Annotated in this window: 15 protein-coding genes; 4 read left to right on the top strand and 11 right to left on the bottom strand. The window is 56.2% G+C overall.

Translation table 11 applies throughout. The features are described from left to right. Positions 1–10: 10 nt before the first annotated feature. From chbA to putP, 8 genes are all read right to left on the bottom strand, one after another. Positions 11–361: a PTS N,N'-diacetylchitobiose transporter subunit IIA gene (gene chbA, locus F3J26_RS10615; RefSeq protein ID WP_008455638.1), complete on the bottom strand. Its 351-nt coding sequence runs from the start codon at positions 359–361 to the stop codon at positions 11–13. A 55-nt stretch (positions 362–416) separates the two neighbouring features. Next, positions 417–1,775 carry a PTS N,N'-diacetylchitobiose transporter subunit IIC gene (gene chbC, locus F3J26_RS10610; RefSeq protein ID WP_008455639.1) on the bottom strand — a complete coding sequence of 453 codons (1,359 nt, stop codon included), beginning with the start codon at positions 1,773–1,775 and terminating at the stop codon, positions 417–419. A 90-nt stretch (positions 1,776–1,865) separates the two neighbouring features. After that, positions 1,866–2,189, bottom strand: coding sequence for a PTS sugar transporter subunit IIB (locus F3J26_RS10605; RefSeq protein ID WP_008455640.1), 324 nt, complete (start codon positions 2,187–2,189; stop codon positions 1,866–1,868). A gap of 265 nt (positions 2,190–2,454) precedes the next feature. Next, positions 2,455–3,243 carry a phosphate starvation-inducible protein PhoH gene (gene phoH / locus F3J26_RS10600; protein WP_008455641.1) on the bottom strand — a complete coding sequence of 263 codons (789 nt, stop codon included), beginning with the start codon at positions 3,241–3,243 and terminating at the stop codon, positions 2,455–2,457. Between the two features lie 704 nt (positions 3,244–3,947). Then, entirely contained in the window at positions 3,948–5,234 is a 1,287-nt protein-coding gene (gene efeB, locus F3J26_RS10595; RefSeq protein ID WP_166993696.1) for an iron uptake transporter deferrochelatase/peroxidase subunit, read from the bottom strand. 5 nt (positions 5,235–5,239) lie between these two features. After that, complete coding sequence (efeO, locus tag F3J26_RS10590; RefSeq protein ID WP_166875266.1) at positions 5,240–6,364, bottom strand: iron uptake system protein EfeO; 1,125 nt, start codon at positions 6,362–6,364, stop codon at positions 5,240–5,242. Between the two features lie 64 nt (positions 6,365–6,428). After that, positions 6,429–7,262 carry an iron uptake transporter permease EfeU gene (gene efeU / locus F3J26_RS10585; RefSeq protein ID WP_008455644.1) on the bottom strand — a complete coding sequence of 278 codons (834 nt, stop codon included), beginning with the start codon at positions 7,260–7,262 and terminating at the stop codon, positions 6,429–6,431. A gap of 495 nt (positions 7,263–7,757) precedes the next feature. Then, positions 7,758–9,266, bottom strand: coding sequence for a sodium/proline symporter PutP (gene putP / locus F3J26_RS10580; RefSeq protein ID WP_166875269.1), 1,509 nt, complete (start codon positions 9,264–9,266; stop codon positions 7,758–7,760). 426 nt (positions 9,267–9,692) lie between these two features. Here putP and putA point away from each other — a divergent pair, with 426 nt between their 5' ends. Together putA and F3J26_RS10570 are read left to right on the top strand one after the other, a co-directional pair. Beyond that, entirely contained in the window at positions 9,693–13,655 is a 3,963-nt protein-coding gene (putA, locus tag F3J26_RS10575) for a trifunctional transcriptional regulator/proline dehydrogenase/L-glutamate gamma-semialdehyde dehydrogenase (RefSeq protein WP_166993694.1), read from the top strand. Between the two features lie 61 nt (positions 13,656–13,716). Further along, entirely contained in the window at positions 13,717–14,109 is a 393-nt protein-coding gene (locus F3J26_RS10570) for a lysozyme inhibitor LprI family protein (RefSeq protein ID WP_008455648.1), read from the top strand. Between the two features lie 6 nt (positions 14,110–14,115). On the opposite strand, the gene rutR is transcribed toward F3J26_RS10570, so the two are convergent. From rutR to F3J26_RS10555, 3 genes are all read right to left on the bottom strand, one after another. Beyond that, positions 14,116–14,754 (bottom strand): HTH-type transcriptional regulator RutR, encoded by a 639-nt coding sequence (gene rutR, locus F3J26_RS10565; protein WP_008455649.1) that lies wholly within the window; start codon positions 14,752–14,754, stop codon positions 14,116–14,118. A gap of 37 nt (positions 14,755–14,791) precedes the next feature. Beyond that, positions 14,792–15,727 carry a DMT family transporter gene (locus F3J26_RS10560; protein ID WP_008455650.1) on the bottom strand — a complete coding sequence of 312 codons (936 nt, stop codon included), beginning with the start codon at positions 15,725–15,727 and terminating at the stop codon, positions 14,792–14,794. A 154-nt stretch (positions 15,728–15,881) separates the two neighbouring features. After that, positions 15,882–16,055, bottom strand: coding sequence for a con-10 family general stress protein (locus tag F3J26_RS10555; RefSeq protein WP_008455651.1), 174 nt, complete (start codon positions 16,053–16,055; stop codon positions 15,882–15,884). A 377-nt stretch (positions 16,056–16,432) separates the two neighbouring features. Here F3J26_RS10555 and wrbA point away from each other — a divergent pair, with 377 nt between their 5' ends. Continuing rightward, on the top strand, positions 16,433–17,029 hold the full coding sequence (gene wrbA / locus F3J26_RS10550) for an NAD(P)H:quinone oxidoreductase (RefSeq protein WP_166993692.1): 597 nt from the start codon (positions 16,433–16,435) through the stop codon (positions 17,027–17,029). 10 nt (positions 17,030–17,039) lie between these two features. Continuing rightward, a complete protein-coding gene (locus tag F3J26_RS10545; protein ID WP_008455653.1) occupies positions 17,040–17,267 on the top strand; it encodes a YccJ family protein in 228 nt (75 codons plus the stop codon). Positions 17,268–17,275: the final 8 nt, after the last annotated feature.

The raw sequence follows: 17,275 nt of genomic DNA, 5'->3' as shown, positions 1-17,275 counted from the left end.
TGCTGACCTGCTACTTGTCCATTTTCTCGTGCAATTCAATCAACTCGGTGACCAGCTCACGCGCCAGCATCGAAGTCATCAGGTGGTCCTGCGCGTGTACCAGCACCAGGCTCACTTTGGTTTTGCCTTCGCCCTGGTCGCCTTCAATCAGCTTAGTCTGCACCAGGTGCGCTTCGTTCAGCGCCGTGCGGGACTGGTCCATCATCTCTTTAGCCCCGGCGAAGTCACCCTGCTTGGCCTTTTTGAGCGCGCCGTAGGCTAGGCTGCGGGCCTGGCCTGAATTGATGATTAAGCCCATCACCACTTCTTCGAGATCGTCCACTTCTACTTCAGTTTCAACAACATTATCTAAATCAAACATAAGCGTGCTCCCCGGATTCTGAAAACGGGGAAGGCATTCCCTCCCCCGGCTGAACTTAGAATTTCAGTGCGTTAGCGATATCTTCTTCGCTTTCTTCTTCTTCAATAACCGCCTGTGCCTTGTTGGACAGGATAACGAACGGCATGTACACCAGCGTTGCAACACCCAGGTTGAACAGCGCCACCAGCAGTGCAGCGACGCTGCCGTTACTGTTGAAGAAGGCGCCCAGGCCGGTAGGCATGGTCCACGGTGCCAGGTTGGTGACCGGCGGGATAATGCCCATGGAGTACGCAATCAGGGTGATCGCGGCCAGAATCGGCTGTACCGCCACAAACGGGATGAACATGACCGGGTTCATGATGATCGGCAGACCAAACAGAATCGGTTCGTTAATCTGGAAGATGCCTGACGGCAGCGCCAGCTTAGCCACCTGACGGTGATCGGCGCGGCGAGAGGCGATGAAGATAGCGATAATCAGACCCAGCGTCGCACCGGAACCCCCCAGCAGGATGTAGGAGTCGAGCATTGGTTTCGCCCAGAAGTGGAACTGTTTGCCCGCTTCGATAGCGGCTTCAACAGAACCGTACTGCTGGTACAGCGCCACGTTTTCCAGCGCCCATGGGGTCATGATGCCGTTATCCAGAGCGGTAAGCGCCAGGGAACCGTGAACACCGAAGAACCACAGCAGGGAGTTGAAAATCACGTATGCCCAGCCAACCACGCTCCCCATTGACGCCAGCGGAGTCGAAATGGAGTCCATGATGATCTGGTGGAAGTTGCTGCCGTAGTGAGACAGCGCCCAGGAGATGATCCCGAAGATAGACAGAATCAGGAAGCCTGGGATTAACGCCGAGAACGAGCGGGATACTGAGGCCGGTACGCTGTCCGGCAGGGTAATTACCCAGTTCCGGCGCACAACAAAGGTAAACAGCTCCGCGACAACCAGACCGATAATCATACCGGAAATAATATTCTGGCCGCCTAACCAGTTAGCGCCCACGGCATAGGCTTCGCCTACGCTATATGGCGTAACGGTCATAAAGGCTGCGACGGATAATAAGCCCGCGGCCAAAGGATCGACCTTTCTTTCTTCAGCCAATGCCATGCCAATGAAAAAAGGCGCCATCAGCGACATTATGCCCAACGTACCGTTGTACACATTGCCGCCGATAGCTTTAAACCCATTCAGGGTTTCAATGGTCTCGGGGTCTAAACGGATGCCTAACGAGTAGAAGAATGACCCTGCGCCAAAGCTCAGGAATACGTTGTTGATCAGAACAAACATTGCCCCCGTTAGGGTTAATGGCATTAATTTAATAAAACCGTTTTTAATGGCATTAACGTGAGGCTGCTTTCCTATTTTTACAGCAAAAGGCAGGAGAACCTTCTCAAGTGAATCAATGACTTTACTCATATTATAAATATCCTTGAAAGCCGTAATTACTTACGGCTGTAGGTGTAAGTCGCTCTTTGACGGAAAATTAAACAAAACAAGAATAAAAAATTAACTCTCGGCCGCTGCTTTCTTAATTGCTGCCACAGCCGCTTTCAACACACCCAGCCCATCGACTTTACCGTACAGAGCAGAATCGATAACTTCTACAGGCTTGGTGGGCAACAATTTCTTGATATCTGCCTGCATGTAGGCAATTTGTGGCCCGAGCAATACCAGGTCCGCATGTTTCCCTTTCTCGCTGGCCAAAGACTCAGAGAAAGCTTCAATTTCTACCGGCACTTCATACTTTTCGGCCTGCGCTCGCATTTTGGTCACTAACAGCGAGGTTGACATCCCAGCGGAGCAGAACAGGTAAATTTTTTTCTTTTGCATAAGTTGTTCCTCAAGTCTCAATACGCTGTAACGGACTTCCGTGGCGTATTGTTGCTGTTCCAAAGCGGGTTTGTGGAGAGAGACTATTGTCTCTGCTTGAGGAAAGTATACGGCATGCATTCTGAAGAGAGATAATTCTCATGCCTCATAAATTGTCTCTCCTTGACCTGGCGTTATGACCCCCTTCACAGTTTGGCCAAATAATTCGCGCAAATAAAAAAGCCCAAACCGAAGTTTGGGCTTTTGTCTAAATCGTTGAAGACCGTCAGTCGTAGGCGTTCAGCGTGCGCTGGCAGAGGGCCGAGCGCACACAATCCTGCTTACCAAAGCGAACAACGCCGACCATGTCATCCTCTTCAAAACGGTTCAACGCATCGCTTAAACCGGACGGTACGCCCGCAGGTAAATCGCACTGCGTGATATCGCCATTGACGATAACCGTCACGTTTTCCCCGAGGCGGGTGAGGAACATCTTCATTTGCGCTGCGGTGACATTCTGCGCCTCATCCAGAATAACCACGGCATTTTCAAAAGTGCGTCCGCGCATATAGGCGAACGGCGCAATCTCAACCTTACCAATTTCAGGCCGCAGGCAATACTGCATAAAAGACGACCCTAAACGTCGCACCAGGATGTCATACACCGGGCGGAAATACGGGGCGAACTTTTCTGAGATATCACCGGGGAGGAAGCCGAGATCTTCATCGGCCTGCAGCACCGGACGGGTAACAATAATCCTGTCGACATCCTTATGTATCAGGGCCTCAGCGGCTTTTGCCGCGCTGATGAACGTCTTGCCACAGCCGGCTTCGCCGGTAGCAAATATCAGCTGCTTTTTCTCGATGGCATTGAGATAGTGCGCCTGAGCTTCATTCCGCGCTTCGATAGGTGAATGGTCGCGGCTGTCGCGCGCCATGCCTATAGATTCTACGCCGCTCATCTGCACAAGCGTGGTGACCGATTCCTCTTCACGCTGCCGGTGGCTACGCGAATCCCGTCTCAGCACACGTTTTGCTTCGCGACGAGCTTTGATCACAGCTTTCTGTCTTCCCATGGATGGCACCTTACAGTTGGTTTCATTTCCCGCGCCGTCTGGACAGGCGCGATTATGGCCACTAACGGATGAGGTTTGGCTTCCTTGTAAGCCATTAACTGCCGGTTGAGAGGGTGCGTTAAGCGAACGCGAAACGTTGCCTGACGCACCGTTAGGACGCTGATTTGACTCTGAATGGGGAAATTTAGCGGTGAAGATAGCGAAGCCGGAGGAGAGGCCTCCGCGCTGGGTAGTGCGGGTAAAGTGTTTAAGTAACCGTCCAGTACAGGACCCAACCATTCGCGATCTCCGTAGTGATTAAACGTCACAGCAGGGAACTACCGCTCATGCTTTAAGTACACCAAACATCACCCAAAATGCAACATAAATTTCACTTTTAAGTAACGTTTAATCGCAATCCGCTGCTGTGTACCGTTTTCGCACATCAATATTACAGAAATATATCAGCGGGATAGTCATAGGGAATTGTAATGAATAATTGGGGGAGCGAATTGTTAGCAAATGAAAATCTACATAAACCACTCTCGATAAGAACGGCTAAGGTTTCCCTCAGTCACAATGTCGCTTCTGGATTTACCCTCTCCCTGGCAGGGAGAGGGAATAAATAATGCTCCCGTCGACTGTTTTCTCCCTCGGCCCTGTGGGGAGAGGGCCAGGGTGAGGGGAAGATTCGTTCCCGGCTCTCATCACCGGTACGGCAATAATTACGCCTCAATCATCCCCTGCCCCAGATAATGCTGTTTATCCGGCACGCCCGGCAGCGCGAAGAAATACCCACCGCCGATCGGCTTGATGTACTCTTCCAGCGCCTCGCCGTTCAGCCTGCCCTGCACCGTCAGGAAGCCTTTTTCAAGGTCATGCTGGTAGCAGACGAACAGCAGCCCCATGTCGAGCTGACCGGATTTGGTGGCGCCCAGTGAATAGCTGTAGCCCCGCCGCATCATTAGCCCCGACTGCGTCTCTTTGGTCCTTGGATTTGCAAGGCGGATATGGGCATCCAGCGCAATCACATCGCCGTCCGGATCGGCGGCGTAGTCCGGCACATCATGCTCATTTGTCATACCCAGCGGCGCACCGCTGTGTTTCTCTCGCCCGAAGATAGTCTGCTGTTCTTTCAGCGGCGTACGGTCCCAGGACTCAACGTGGAACTGAATAATGCGCACGGCCTGATAGCTACCGCCGGTAGCCCAGGCTGGCTCCTGCTGTTGCTTCGTTACCCAAACCACGTCGTCCATCAGTGGCTTATCATGGCTGTCCGGGTTGGCCGTGCCGTCTTTGAAGCCTAACAGGTTGATGGGCGTCTCTTTCCCTCGGCTGCGCGCCGCATGGTTGGAGATGAACCCTTCCCGCTTCCAGCGCACGCTGAGGAGATCTGGCGTGTGCTTGATAATATCGCGCAACGCGTGGATCACAGTGTCGTTGGTGTTGGCACAAATCTGCAGCAGCAAATCGCCGTGACACAGGCTGGCATCCAGCGAATCATTCGGGAAACTGGTCATTGGCTGTAGCTTTTTCGGCATCTGCTTTTGCAGGCCAAAACGCTCGTCAAACAGCGAGCTGCCGGCAGACACCGTGATCGTCAGGTTATCCGGGTATATTTCCGCCCCAAGAATGCCAGAGTCCATCGGCGGTAACCGTGGATTTGGCGTTTCCGGTGCCGGGCCGCCGCGGGTCAGGAAGTCAAAGCGGGCGGTCAGCAGACGGAACAGACGTTCGAGGTCGGCTTTGTCACTGGCCAGCACGTCAAACGCCACGAGCATCATGGCGGCCTGCTGGGGTGTCAGAATCCCGGCCTGGTGTTCACCATACAGCGGTTGGCTTTCAAGGCGACCATCCGGCGGCAGCGTGCCCGGCGAAGAGGCCGGATTCGCCGCATGGGCCGCCATCGGGCACCCGCCGCCCACGGCAAAAGCGCCCCCAAGGGCGCCCAGTGTTTTCAGCAGCTGGCGGCGCGCCGGTTGGTGCGCGCCGGTGTTGTCCTTATCACTCATGATGCTTAGTCCAGGCCCATCACGCCACGCAGCTGAGACAGGTCTTCCGCCAGCGTCGTGATCGGCCCTTTCAGCGCCTTGCGATCGTTATCCGTCAGCTTGTCGTAGGTTTCAAACCCGTCTTTGGTGCGGTACTTCGCCAGAATGGCGTCAACTTTCTTGAAGTTGGCATCCACTTTCGCCAGCAGCGCCGGGTTCTCTTTGGTCAGTTGAGGACGCAGCAGGTTAACGATTTTCTGCGCGCCGTCGACGTTCGCCTGGAAGTCCCACAGGTCAGTGTGGCTGTAGCGGTCTTCTTCCCCGCTGATTTTGGTCGCAGCGACTTCTTCAATCAGGCCAGCTGCACCGCCAACTACTTTGCTCGGCGGGAAGGCCAGCTCGGAAACACGAGTCTGCAGATCCAGCACGTCGGCGTTCAGCTTGTCGGCAAACTGCGCGGCGTCTTTGGTGGTGTTGTCGCCAAACAGGATCTTCTCCAGACGGTGGAAACCGGTGAATTTCGGGTCATCCGCTTTTTTCTCGAAGTCGTCTTCACGGGCATCAATGCTGCTGTCGAGGTCTGAGAACAGCTCAGCAATCGGCTCAATACGCTCGTAATGCTGACGAGTTGGCGCATACAGGGCTTTGGCTTTCTCTAAATCGCCGGCTTTCACCGCGTCGGTAAAGGCTTTGGTGCCTTTCACCAGCTCAGCCACTTCAGCGGTCACGTAGGCTTTGTATTCGGTGATTGGACCGGTCAGCGCCAGCAGATCGGATTTAGGTGCTTCCTGTTTGCCGGTCGCTTTCACCACCAGCTTGCCTTTCGGGTTGGTCAGCAGACCGCAGGTCATGTCGTATTCACCCGGCTGCAGGTTAGCGGTCAGCTTCTGGGAGAAGCCCGGCGCGATGTTTTCACGCTCTTCCACTACCATCACCCCTTTCAGAATCTCCCACTCCAGCGCTTTCTGGCTGTTATTCTGGATAATGAACTGGGTCTTCCCGGCGTTCACGGTCACATTCATCGGCTCACATTGTTTATCCGTGACGGTGACTTTTACCTGGGGAATATCCGCCGCCTGCGCGGCAAACGTGGAAGAGACAAGCGCGAGCAGCGCAACGTGCAGTGCCTTCAGACGAAAATGTTTGGTCATGACCTATCCCTATTAAACAATGAGTAGTTATCACTGAACGGCGGGTCGCCCCGCCGGAAATCAATTAACGAGCCGTATTGGTCGCCTGGTTGTTCACGCGCGGCGGCATAAAGAACAGCACCAGCGCCGGAATCAGATAGATGAAGTACATCGCTACTTCGCTCACGGTTGGGGTTTCCTGATAACCAAAAATCCCCTCCAGCAAGGTGCCGGTCAGCGAATGGGTGGAGAGCGTGTTGCTCATATCAAACGCGATGTCCTGGAAGTGGTTCCACAGCCCGGCTTCGTGGAATGCGCGCACGGCACCGGCTGCAAGGCCTGCGGCCACCAGCAGAATAAACAGACTGGTCCATTTAAAGAACGCGCCTAAATTGAGACGAATCCCGCCCCAGTAAATAAGGAAGCCTAAAACGATGGCGGTGGCCAGGCCCAGCATCGCCCCCAGCGGTGGCCAAATGCCCACGTCCTGTTGGAAAGCCGCCAGCAGGAAGAACACCGACTCCAGACCTTCACGCGCGACGGCGAAAAAGACCATCATGATCAGCGCCCAGCCGTGGTTGCCTTTGCTGTGCAGCGCGTTATCCACCGCCTGCTCCAGCTGCACCTTGACGTTACGGGACACTTTACGCATCCAGAACACCATCCAGGTCAGAATAAACACGGCAATGACCGCCACGATCCCCTCAAACAGCTCCTGCTCTTTTTGCGGGAACTCGCCGGTGGTTTCATTGATGAAGATACCGAGGCCCAGGCAAAGTGCAGCGGCGGCAAAAACGCCAATCCACATCACGGCTATCCACTGGCCGCGCTGGGTACGCTTCAGATAGCTGGCAATCAGGCTAACGATGAGCGCTGCCTCCAGCCCTTCGCGTAACATGATGAGAAACGGAACAAACATGCCTGACACCTCAGATGTGAATACAAGTCAATTGACGTAAAGAAAAGTAAACCATAACGATTGTGATTATCATTAGCGCTGAAAAGAAAAACAAGAGACGGGGATTACATATTTATGACCAGATGTAAAAAGGGCCGGATTAACCGGCCCTTCAGACTGATGACAACCCTCTGACGAAAGAAGAAATATCAGACAGCTCGTTAAAAAACAGGAAAATCAATTCATTGATTTTCGGCTACTCACCACAAAGAGGGAAAAACCACGCTTTTTTCCTCTTTGTCAGCAACCTATAAAGGGCCGGATTAACCGGCCCTTCAGACTGATGGCAACCCTCTGACGAGAGAAGAAATATCAGACAGCTCGTTAAAAAAAACAGGAAAATCAATTCATTGATTTTCGGCTACTCACCACAAAGAGGGGAAAAACCACGCTTTTTTCCTCTTTGTCAGCAACCTATAAAGGGCCGGATTAATCGGTCCTGTAAAAGATCACCTGTTACTCAGGCTGCAGCTTGCTCGGCGGCGCGGTGTGATAAACCGCATCAGCTTCGGCGAAACGCTTCTGCATGGACGTTGAAGGTGCTTTCCCCAGCAGGCTCACCGCCACAATCGCCAGGCTGGCGAAAGCGAAACCAGGGATAATTTCGTACAGCCCCAGCCAGCCAAACTGCTTCCAGACCAGCACGGTTGCCGCCCCGACAATCATCCCTACCAGCGCCCCGTTGCGGGTCATGCGTGACCACATCACCGAGAACAGCACCACCGGGCCAAACGCAGCGCCAAAACCGGCCCAGGCGTAGCTGACCAGGCCCAGCACGCGGTTTTCCGGGTTAGCGGCCAGGGCAATCGCCACCAGCGCCACCACCAGCACCATCATGCGCCCTACCCACACCAGCTCTTTCTGGCTCGCGCCTTTACGCAGGAATGCTTTGTACAGATCTTCGGTAATCGCGCTGGAGCACACCAACAGCTGGCAGCTCAGCGTGGACATCACCGCCGCCAGAATCGCGGAGAGCAACACCCCGGCAATCCACGGGTTGAACAGGATTTGCGCCAGTTCGATAAACACCCGTTCGCCGTTTTGCGTCACCGCCCCGGCCTGCTCTGGGTTGTTGTTAAAGTAGGCAATCCCAAAGAAGCCCACCGCGCAGGCACCCGCCAGGCAGAGGATCATCCAGGTCATACTGATGCGCCGTGCGTTCACGATGGTGTGGTGTGAATCCGCCGCCATAAAGCGCGCCAGAATATGCGGCTGGCCAAAGTAGCCCAGGCCCCAGCCCATCAGCGAAACGATAGCGACAAAGTTCAGCCCTTTCAGCATATCGACGTTTTCGATGCTCTTTTGCTTAATCACCATCAGGGAATCATCGAGGCCGCCAACGGCAATGATCACCATCACCGGCGTCAGAATCAGCGCGAAGATCATCAGGCTGGCCTGCACGGTATCCGTCCAGCTCACCGCCAGGAACCCGCCCACAAAGGTATAGAGGATGGTAGCGGCCGCCCCGGCCCACAGCGCCGTTTCGTAGCTCATGCCAAAGGTGCTTTCAAACAGGCGCGCCCCGGCCACGATGCCGGAAGCACAATAAATGGTGAAGAACAGCAGGATCACCAGCGCCGAGATAATCCGCAGCAGGCGACTGGAGTCTTCAAAACGCCCGGTAAAGTAATCCGGCAACGTCAGCGCATTGTTGTTCAATTCCGTGTGAACGCGCAGGCGCCCCGCCACTAATTTCCAGTTGATCCACGCCCCTAAGGTCAGGCCGATGGCGATCCAGCTTTCTGAAATCCCGGAGATAAAGATCGCGCCCGGCAACCCCATTAACAGCCAGCCGCTCATATCCGAGGCGCCCGCCGACAGCGCGGTCACCACGCTCCCGAGACTGCGGCCGCCAAGAATATAGTCGTCAAAGCTGCGGGTTGAACGCCAGGCGATAAAGCCGATGAGAATCATGCCAAAGATATAAACGAGGAAGGTCACCAGCATCGGTGTGCTAATTGTCATTCAGACTTCTCCATAGCTATTACGCCTGCTCTCTCTGACCAGGCTGCTTCGCGCCGGAACGAGGCGCTGTGTTGTTATCGTGATGTAATGGGGAATGCATCCTGCCGGAACCCTTTATTTTTCACAAACGATTTAACACGGCATTTACATCGTTTGCATCTGCCTTAGGTAAGCATTTTTCACCAGGTTGCACTTACTCACACTTTTAGCGGTTGCACCGTTAAAAAGTGTTAACTTCATCAATAAATCTAGCGTTCCGCTTCCCGCTCCGTCAGACGATTTTCTTATCTTACTGGTAACAATTCCTCTTTTTTGCGGGCCCTTTATCGGCTTCGATTTAACAAGGTTGCACAAAGTTGCAACTTCATAGATATTGCTGGCTAACAAAGCACAACCCCGAATCATCATTAACCTGGAGACTGTCGTATGGGCACCACCACGATGGGCGTAAAACTGGATGAAGCGACGCGCGACCGCATTAAAGAAGCCGCCTCACGCATTGACCGCACCCCACACTGGCTGATTAAGCAGGCGATTTTTAATTATCTCGAGCGCCTGGAAAGCAGCGATGAGCTGCCTGAGCTACCAGCCCTGCTGGCCGGGGCGGCCAATGAGAGCGAAGAATCTCCGGTGCAGCCTGAAGAAGTGGCGCAGCCGTTCCTCGATTTTGCCGAGCAGATCCTGCCGCAGTCCGTCAGCCGGGCCGCGATTACCGCCGCGTGGCGTCGCCCTGAAACCGACGCAGTCCCGATGATCCTTGAGCAGGCTCGCCTGGCGCCGGCCATCGCCGAACAAACGCAAAAGCTGGCTTACCAGCTGGCCGACAAGCTGCGCAACCAGAAAACGGCGTCCGGCCGCGCGGGCATGGTTCAGAGCCTGCTGCAGGAGTTCTCCCTGTCTTCCCAGGAAGGCGTGGCGCTGATGTGCCTCGCGGAAGCGCTGCTGCGTATCCCGGATAAAGCCACCCGAGACGCGCTGATCCGCGACAAAATCAGCAACGGGAACTGGCACTCGCACATTGGCCGCAGCCCGTCGCTGTTCGTGAACGCGGCAACCTGGGGCCTGCTGTTTACCGGCCGCCTGGTGTCCACCCATAACGAAGCCAGCCTTTCCCGCTCCCTGAACCGCATCATCAGCAAAAGCGGTGAACCACTGGTGCGTAAAGGCGTGGACATGGCGATGCGCCTGATGGGCGAGCAGTTCGTGACCGGCGAAACCATCGCCGAAGCGCTGGCTAACGCCCGCAAGCTGGAAGAGAAAGGTTTCCGCTACTCCTACGACATGCTGGGCGAAGCTGCGCTCACCGCCGCCGACGCGCAGGCCTATATGGTTTCCTACCAGCAGGCGATTCACGCCATCGGTAAAGCCTCCAACGGCCGCGGGATTTATGAAGGCCCAGGTATCTCCATCAAGCTTTCCGCACTGCACCCTCGCTACAGCCGTGCGCAGTACGACCGCGTGATGGAAGAGCTGTACCCGCGCCTGAAGTCCCTCACGCTGCTGGCTCGCCAGTATGACGTTGGCATTAACATTGACGCCGAAGAGGCAGATCGCCTGGAGATCTCCCTCGATCTGCTGGAAAAACTCTGCTTTGAACCTGAGCTGGTGGGCTGGAACGGCATCGGCTTCGTTATCCAGGCCTACCAAAAGCGCTGCCCGTTTGTGATTGATTACCTGGTTGATCTGGCCACCCGCAGCCGTCGCCGCCTGATGATTCGCCTGGTCAAAGGCGCCTACTGGGACAGCGAAATCAAACGCGCCCAGGTCGACGGTCTGGAAGGTTACCCGGTCTATACCCGCAAGGTGTACACCGACATCTCCTACCTCGCCTGCGCCAAGAAACTGCTGGCCGTGCCGAACCTGATCTATCCGCAGTTTGCGACCCATAACGCCCACACGCTGGCTGCTATCTATAATCTGGCCGGGCAGAACTACTACCCAGGCCAGTACGAGTTCCAGTGCCTGCACGGCATGGGTGAGCCGCTGTATGAGCAGGTGGTGGGGAAAGTCGCAGACGGCAAACTGAACCGCCCTTGCCGCATTTACGCCCCGGTGGGTACGCACGAAACGCTGCTGGCTTACCTGGTGCGTCGCCTGCTGGAAAACGGTGCCAACACCTCTTTCGTCAACCGCATTGCCGACGCCACCCTGCCGCTGGACGAGCTGGTTGCGGACCCGGTGAGCGCGGTGGAAGCCATGGCCGCCAAAGAAGGCCAGCCAGGGTTGCCGCATCCTAAAATCGCCCTGCCGAAAGCGCTTTACGGGGCGGAACGCGCCAACTCCAGCGGCCTTGATTTAGCCAATGAACACCGTCTGGCGTCGCTTTCTTCAGCCCTGCTGAACAGCGCTGCGCAGAAATGGCACGCCACACCGGTGCTGGAACAGCCGGTTATTGAAGGTGAATTAACGCCGGTGAAAAACCCGGCCGAGCCAACCGACATTGTGGGCTACACCCGTGAAGCCACGAGCGAAGAGGTTTCCCTCGCCCTTGAGAATGCCGTCAACCACGCGCCAATCTGGTTTGCCACCCCGCCGCAGGAGCGCGCCGCTATTCTCGAACGCGCCGCCGTGATGATGGAAAGCCGCATGCAGCAGCTGATCGGCATCCTTGTGCGTGAAGCGGGTAAAACCTTCAGCAACGCCATCGCCGAAGTGCGTGAGGCCGTGGACTTCCTGCACTATTACGCAGGCCAGGTGCGTGACGATTTCGACAATGAAACGCATCGTCCTCTTGGCCCGGTGGTCTGTATCAGCCCGTGGAACTTCCCGTTGGCTATCTTTACCGGCCAGATTGCCGCCGCGCTTGCCGCCGGGAACAGCGTGCTGGCCAAGCCTGCGGAACAAACTCCACTGATCGCGGCCCAGGGCGTGGCGATCCTGCTTGAAGCAGGCGTACCTGCGGGCGTACTCCAGTTGTTGCCCGGCCGCGGTGAAACCGTCGGGGCGCAGCTCACAGGCGACTCCCGCGTACGCGGAGTGATGTTCACCGGCTCAACTGAAGTCGCGTCTCTGCTGCAGCGCAATATCGCCGACCGCCTCGATCCTCAGGGCCGCCCAACGCCGCTGATTGCGGAAACCGGCGGCCTTAACGCGATGATCGTGGACTCCTCCGCGCTAACCGAACAGGTTGTGGTGGACGTGGTTTCCTCCGCCTTCGACAGCGCCGGGCAGCGCTGCTCCGCCCTGCGCGTACTCTGCCTGCAGGAAGACGTGGCTGACCACACGCTGCAAATGCTTCGTGGTGCCATGGCGGAATGCCGCATGGGTAACCCAGGCCGCCTGACCACCGACATTGGGCCAGTGATTGACGCCGAAGCGCAGCAGAATATTGAGAAGCACATCCAGGCGATGCGCGCCAAAGGCCGCACCGTGTTCCAGGCCGTGCGTGAAAACAGCGTGGACGCGCGCGAATGGCAGTCCGGCACCTTTGTAGCGCCAACCCTTATCGAGCTGGAAAGCTTCGACGAGATGAAGAAAGAAGTGTTCGGCCCGGTGCTGCACGTGGTGCGCTACAGCCGCAACAATCTTGAATCGCTGATTAAGCAGATCAATGCCGCTGGCTATGGTCTGACGCTCGGCGTGCATACCCGAATCGACGAGACGATTGCCCAGGTCACCGGCTCCGCCCACGTCGGCAACATGTACGTTAACCGCAACATGGTCGGCGCCGTGGTTGGCGTTCAGCCCTTCGGCGGCGAAGGCCTGTCCGGTACCGGCCCTAAAGCCGGTGGTCCGCTGTACCTGTACCGCCTGCTGGCGAATCGCCCTGAAAATGCGCTGCAAACCACTTTCAACCGCCACGATGCGGAAACCCCGGTGGATGCCTCCCTGAAGAGCGATCTGCAGGTTGCCCATCAGGCACTGAGCGAGTGGGCGACCAACCGCGAGGAACTGAAAGCCGTTTGCCAGCAGTTTGGTGAGCTGGCGCAAAGCGGAACGCTGCGCGTGCTGCCTGGCCCAACCGGAGAGCGCAATACATATGCTCTGCTGCCGCGTGAACGCATTCTTTGCGTCGCCGACGATGAGCGCGATGCGCTAGTACAGTTGGCGGCGGTAACCAGCGTGGGCAGCCGCGTGCTGTGGGCGGATGACAGCCTGCATCGCGACCTGGCGAAGCAGTTGCCTAAAGCCGTCCAGCAGCAGGTTGATTTTGCCAAGCCGCAAGATCTGCTGAAGCAGCCGTTTGAGGCGGTGATTTACCACGGCGACTCCGACCAGCTGCGCAAACTTTGCGAAGCCGTCGCGGCTCGCTCCGGGGCAATTGTTTCCGTTCAGGGCTTCGCGCGCGGGGAAAGTAACATTCTGCTTGAGCGTCTCTACGTGGAGCGTTCGCTGAGCGTGAACACCGCTGCCGCGGGCGGCAACGCCAGCCTGATGACAATCGGTTAACAGTCTGTCAGGATACAAAGGCTCTCGTCATGAGAGCCTTTTTTTTGATGAGGACACCAGAATGAAACGCGTGTGTTTACTTGTTGGCGGGCTGCTGCTGAGCGGGGCCGCCCTGGCCGATGGCTGTGATTCCGCCGCCACCCAGGCCGATATGAACCAGTGCTATGCCGCAGAGTATAAAAAGCAGGACGAGCGGCTGAATAAAACCTATAAAGAAGTGATGTCCCGGGCAACCGACAAGCAAAAAGAACTGCTTAAAAAGGCGCAGAACGCGTGGATTGCCTTCCGCGATGCGGACTGTGATTTTATGAGTTCTGGCGCGGAACAAGGTTCGGTCTACCCGATGGTACGTGCCAACTGCCTGGCGGATAAAACGCTGGAACGTACCGAGCTGCTGAAGGGCACGCTGGAGTGCGAAGAGGGCGACGTAAGCTGCGTCCTGCCCCCTAAGTAAGCGCGATTAGCGCACCCGAATCCCCTCAATAATCATCCGCTGCACGTTTTCCACCGTGCGGCGGAAAAAGTCTTCATCCTGCAGCGTATTGCCGGTAACGGCCTCAACCTGGCTGGCAAAATCCGCGTAGTGCTGGGTCGTGGCCCAAAGCATAAAAATAAGGTGATGCGGGTCAACGGCAGCAAGTTTACCGCTGGCTACCCAACCCGCAACGATCGCCGATTTGTCATCTACCAGGGCCTTCAGGTCGCCCGTCAGCTCGCCTTTCAGCAAAGGCGCACCCTGCAGCATCTCCAGGCAAAACAGCTTCGACGCCTGCGGATAATCCCTTGAAACTTCAAGCTTGAGGCGAATGTATTCCCCAATCGCCACCAGCGGCTGCAAATCTTCCCGAAAGGCACGCAGCGGCGCCAGCCAGATATCCAGGATCTGCTTCAGCACTGCGATGTAGAGCGCTTCTTTGGAAGGGTAGTAATAAAGCAGGTTAGTTTTTGACACTTCGGCCCGCTCGGCAACCTGCTCAAGGCTGGTGCCGTGGATGCCATATTGCGAAAAAAACGCCAGCGCAGCGTCAAGAATGGCCTGTTTTTTGGCGGCGACGGCTTTCGATCGGCGTCCAGGGGTTTTGATGTCGGTGGCGGCCATGCGAGTTCTCCTTTTTTTCGCTGGCCTGAAGTATAGCTCAGACGCCCTCGCCTTCGGTATCTTCCTGCCAGTCGCGCTTCGCGTTTGCCGCTTTCTTGCGCTTGAGCTTCAGTTCGCTAACCAGCACCCCGAGGACGATCAACGCCCCGCCAACCAGCGCAAGCAGCGGGAGGCGCTCGCCCGCCATGCGGCCAAAGATCCCCGCCCAAACCGGCTCGCCGGTATAAATTACCGTGGCTCGTGTCGGCGACACGCTGCGCTGCGCCCAGTTCATCGTCACCTGAATGATGGCGCTGAAAATCCCAAGCCCCAGGGCAATCATCACCAGCCCAGGGCTGAAATGCGGCACGCTTTCCCCGGCAGGGACCATCGCTGCAAACGACACCAGCGAAGCCGTGGCCAGCTGTACTACAGTCACACGTTTGATATCCACTTTCCCCGCCCAGGCGCTGATCAGGATTATCTCAGCGGCAATCGCCACGGCACCGATAAGCGTAATGATTTCCCCGGCCCCCAGCGAGAGGCTGGTGCCTTCCGGCCCGGCAAGAAAAATCAGGCCAACAAAGGCCAGCACGACGCCAATCCAGGACATCAGCCCCGGCATACGGCCAAGGCAAATCCACTGCAGGAGCGGCACAACGGGCACGTACATCGCGGTAATAAAGGCGGATTTGCTGCTGGGAATTGTCTGGAGTCCCCAGGTCTGCATGCTGTAGCCGATGGCAATCGCCACGCCGATCAGCCCCCCCGCTTTGATTTCCAGCCAGGTTAACCCGCGCAGAGATTTCAGCGACAGCAGCCCGACGGCAATGGCGGCGGTGGCGAAGCGCAGACCAACAAAGAAAAACGGGTCGCTCATCGTCATGGCGTACTGCACCGCCAGGAATGTGCCGCCCCAGAACATGGTGATGAGGATAAGCAGCGCTTCCTGCGGCTTAACGGAGAATTTATAACGGCTTAATGGCGCAGACATGAGGGAGACCGGAAAAATCAGGGTGAAAGTCGATGTGCTATAGTGCTTCCAGTCACATTTTGTTGCAATGGGAAAATAGAAAACCGCCGGCTAACCGGCGGTCGGGGTATTTCGGCGCAAGCGTTAATTCGCCCTGCGCTTCACAAAGTCACGGCTATTTATTTTTGCTGCCGTGGCTGTTTTTACCCCCTTTTTGACCAGCTTCTGAGGCGCGCTGCGGATCGTTTTTAAAGTTACCGCCGCTGTGCTGGCCACCTTTACGACCTGCTTCTGATGCTCTTTCACGGTCTTCAGCGAAATTACCTGAACCACCACGATGGTTTGCCATTTCTAACCTCCGGATTTAGGACATCATATTGCATTCAATAAAAGAGAACGCTTTTGCCACGCGGCCAGGCGGGCCTGCCGCCAACGTTTCCGCGTGGCTCTAAGCTTAGTGCACCGGCGCGGTCGGGCTTCTGTTCAGACATATCCAGAAACATGCCGGTGAGCTTATCTTTTTATCCTTCCACTGCGGCGCGATAAGCCCCTCTTCTACATGGTCAAAAAACAGCCAGTAAAATGTTAGCTAATGCTACAGGGTCAAAATTTCATCTGCGCTTGTGATGTATCAAGGAAAGGCCATTCAGGTTTGCACTCTGCGCCACAGGTCATATCTTTAAAGGAGTGCAGTAAAACTGCAGTTCAACTGAGGAGTGAAGCAAGATGGCTAAAGTACTGGTGCTTTATTATTCAATGTATGGACACATCGAAACTATGGCTAAAGCCGTGGCGGAAGGTGCACAGAAAGTCGATGGGGCGGAAGTGACGATAAAGCGCGTGCCCGAAACCATGTCCCCGGAAGTCTTTGCTAAAGCCGGGGGCAAAACCCACACCGCGCCGGTCGCTACGCCGCAGGAGCTGGCCGACTACGACGCTATCATCTTTGGTACCCCTACCCGCTTCGGCAATATGGCCGGCCAGATGCGCACCTTCCTCGATCAAACGGGCGGCCTTTGGGCTTCCGGCGCGCTTTACGGCAAACTGGGCAGCGTATTCAGCTCTACCGGCACCGGCGGCGGCCAGGAGCAGACCATCACCTCCACCTGGACCACGCTCGCCCACCACGGGATGGTGATTGTGCCTATCGGCTATGCGGCACAGGAGCTGTTTGATGTTTCTCAGGTTCGCGGCGGCACGCCTTACGGCGCAACAACCATTGCCGGCGGCGACGGCTCACGCCAGCCAAGTCAGGAAGAACTGGCGATCGCCCGCTATCAGGGAGAGCACGTCGCAGGCCTGGCGGTTAAACTGAAAGGTTAACGGAGGAGTGATGACCACATCTCAGGCAAAAGCCCACCACGTTGGCGAGTGGGCGAGTCTTCGCAACACCTCACCAGAAATTGCAGAAGCCATTTTTGAGCTGGCGAAGTATGACGAAAAGCTGGCCGAAAAAATTTGGGAAGAAGGGAGCGATGAAGTCCTGCCGCTCGCCTTTGCTAAAACCGATAAGGACTCGCTCTTCTGGGGCGAACAGACCATCGAGCGCAAAAACGTTTAATCCTTCTG

It is taken from the genome of Enterobacter sp. Ap-867, assembly GCF_011752855.1.
GTDB lineage: Bacteria > Pseudomonadota > Gammaproteobacteria > Enterobacterales > Enterobacteriaceae > Cedecea.
This window is presented reverse-complemented; position numbering and strand designations above follow the sequence as displayed.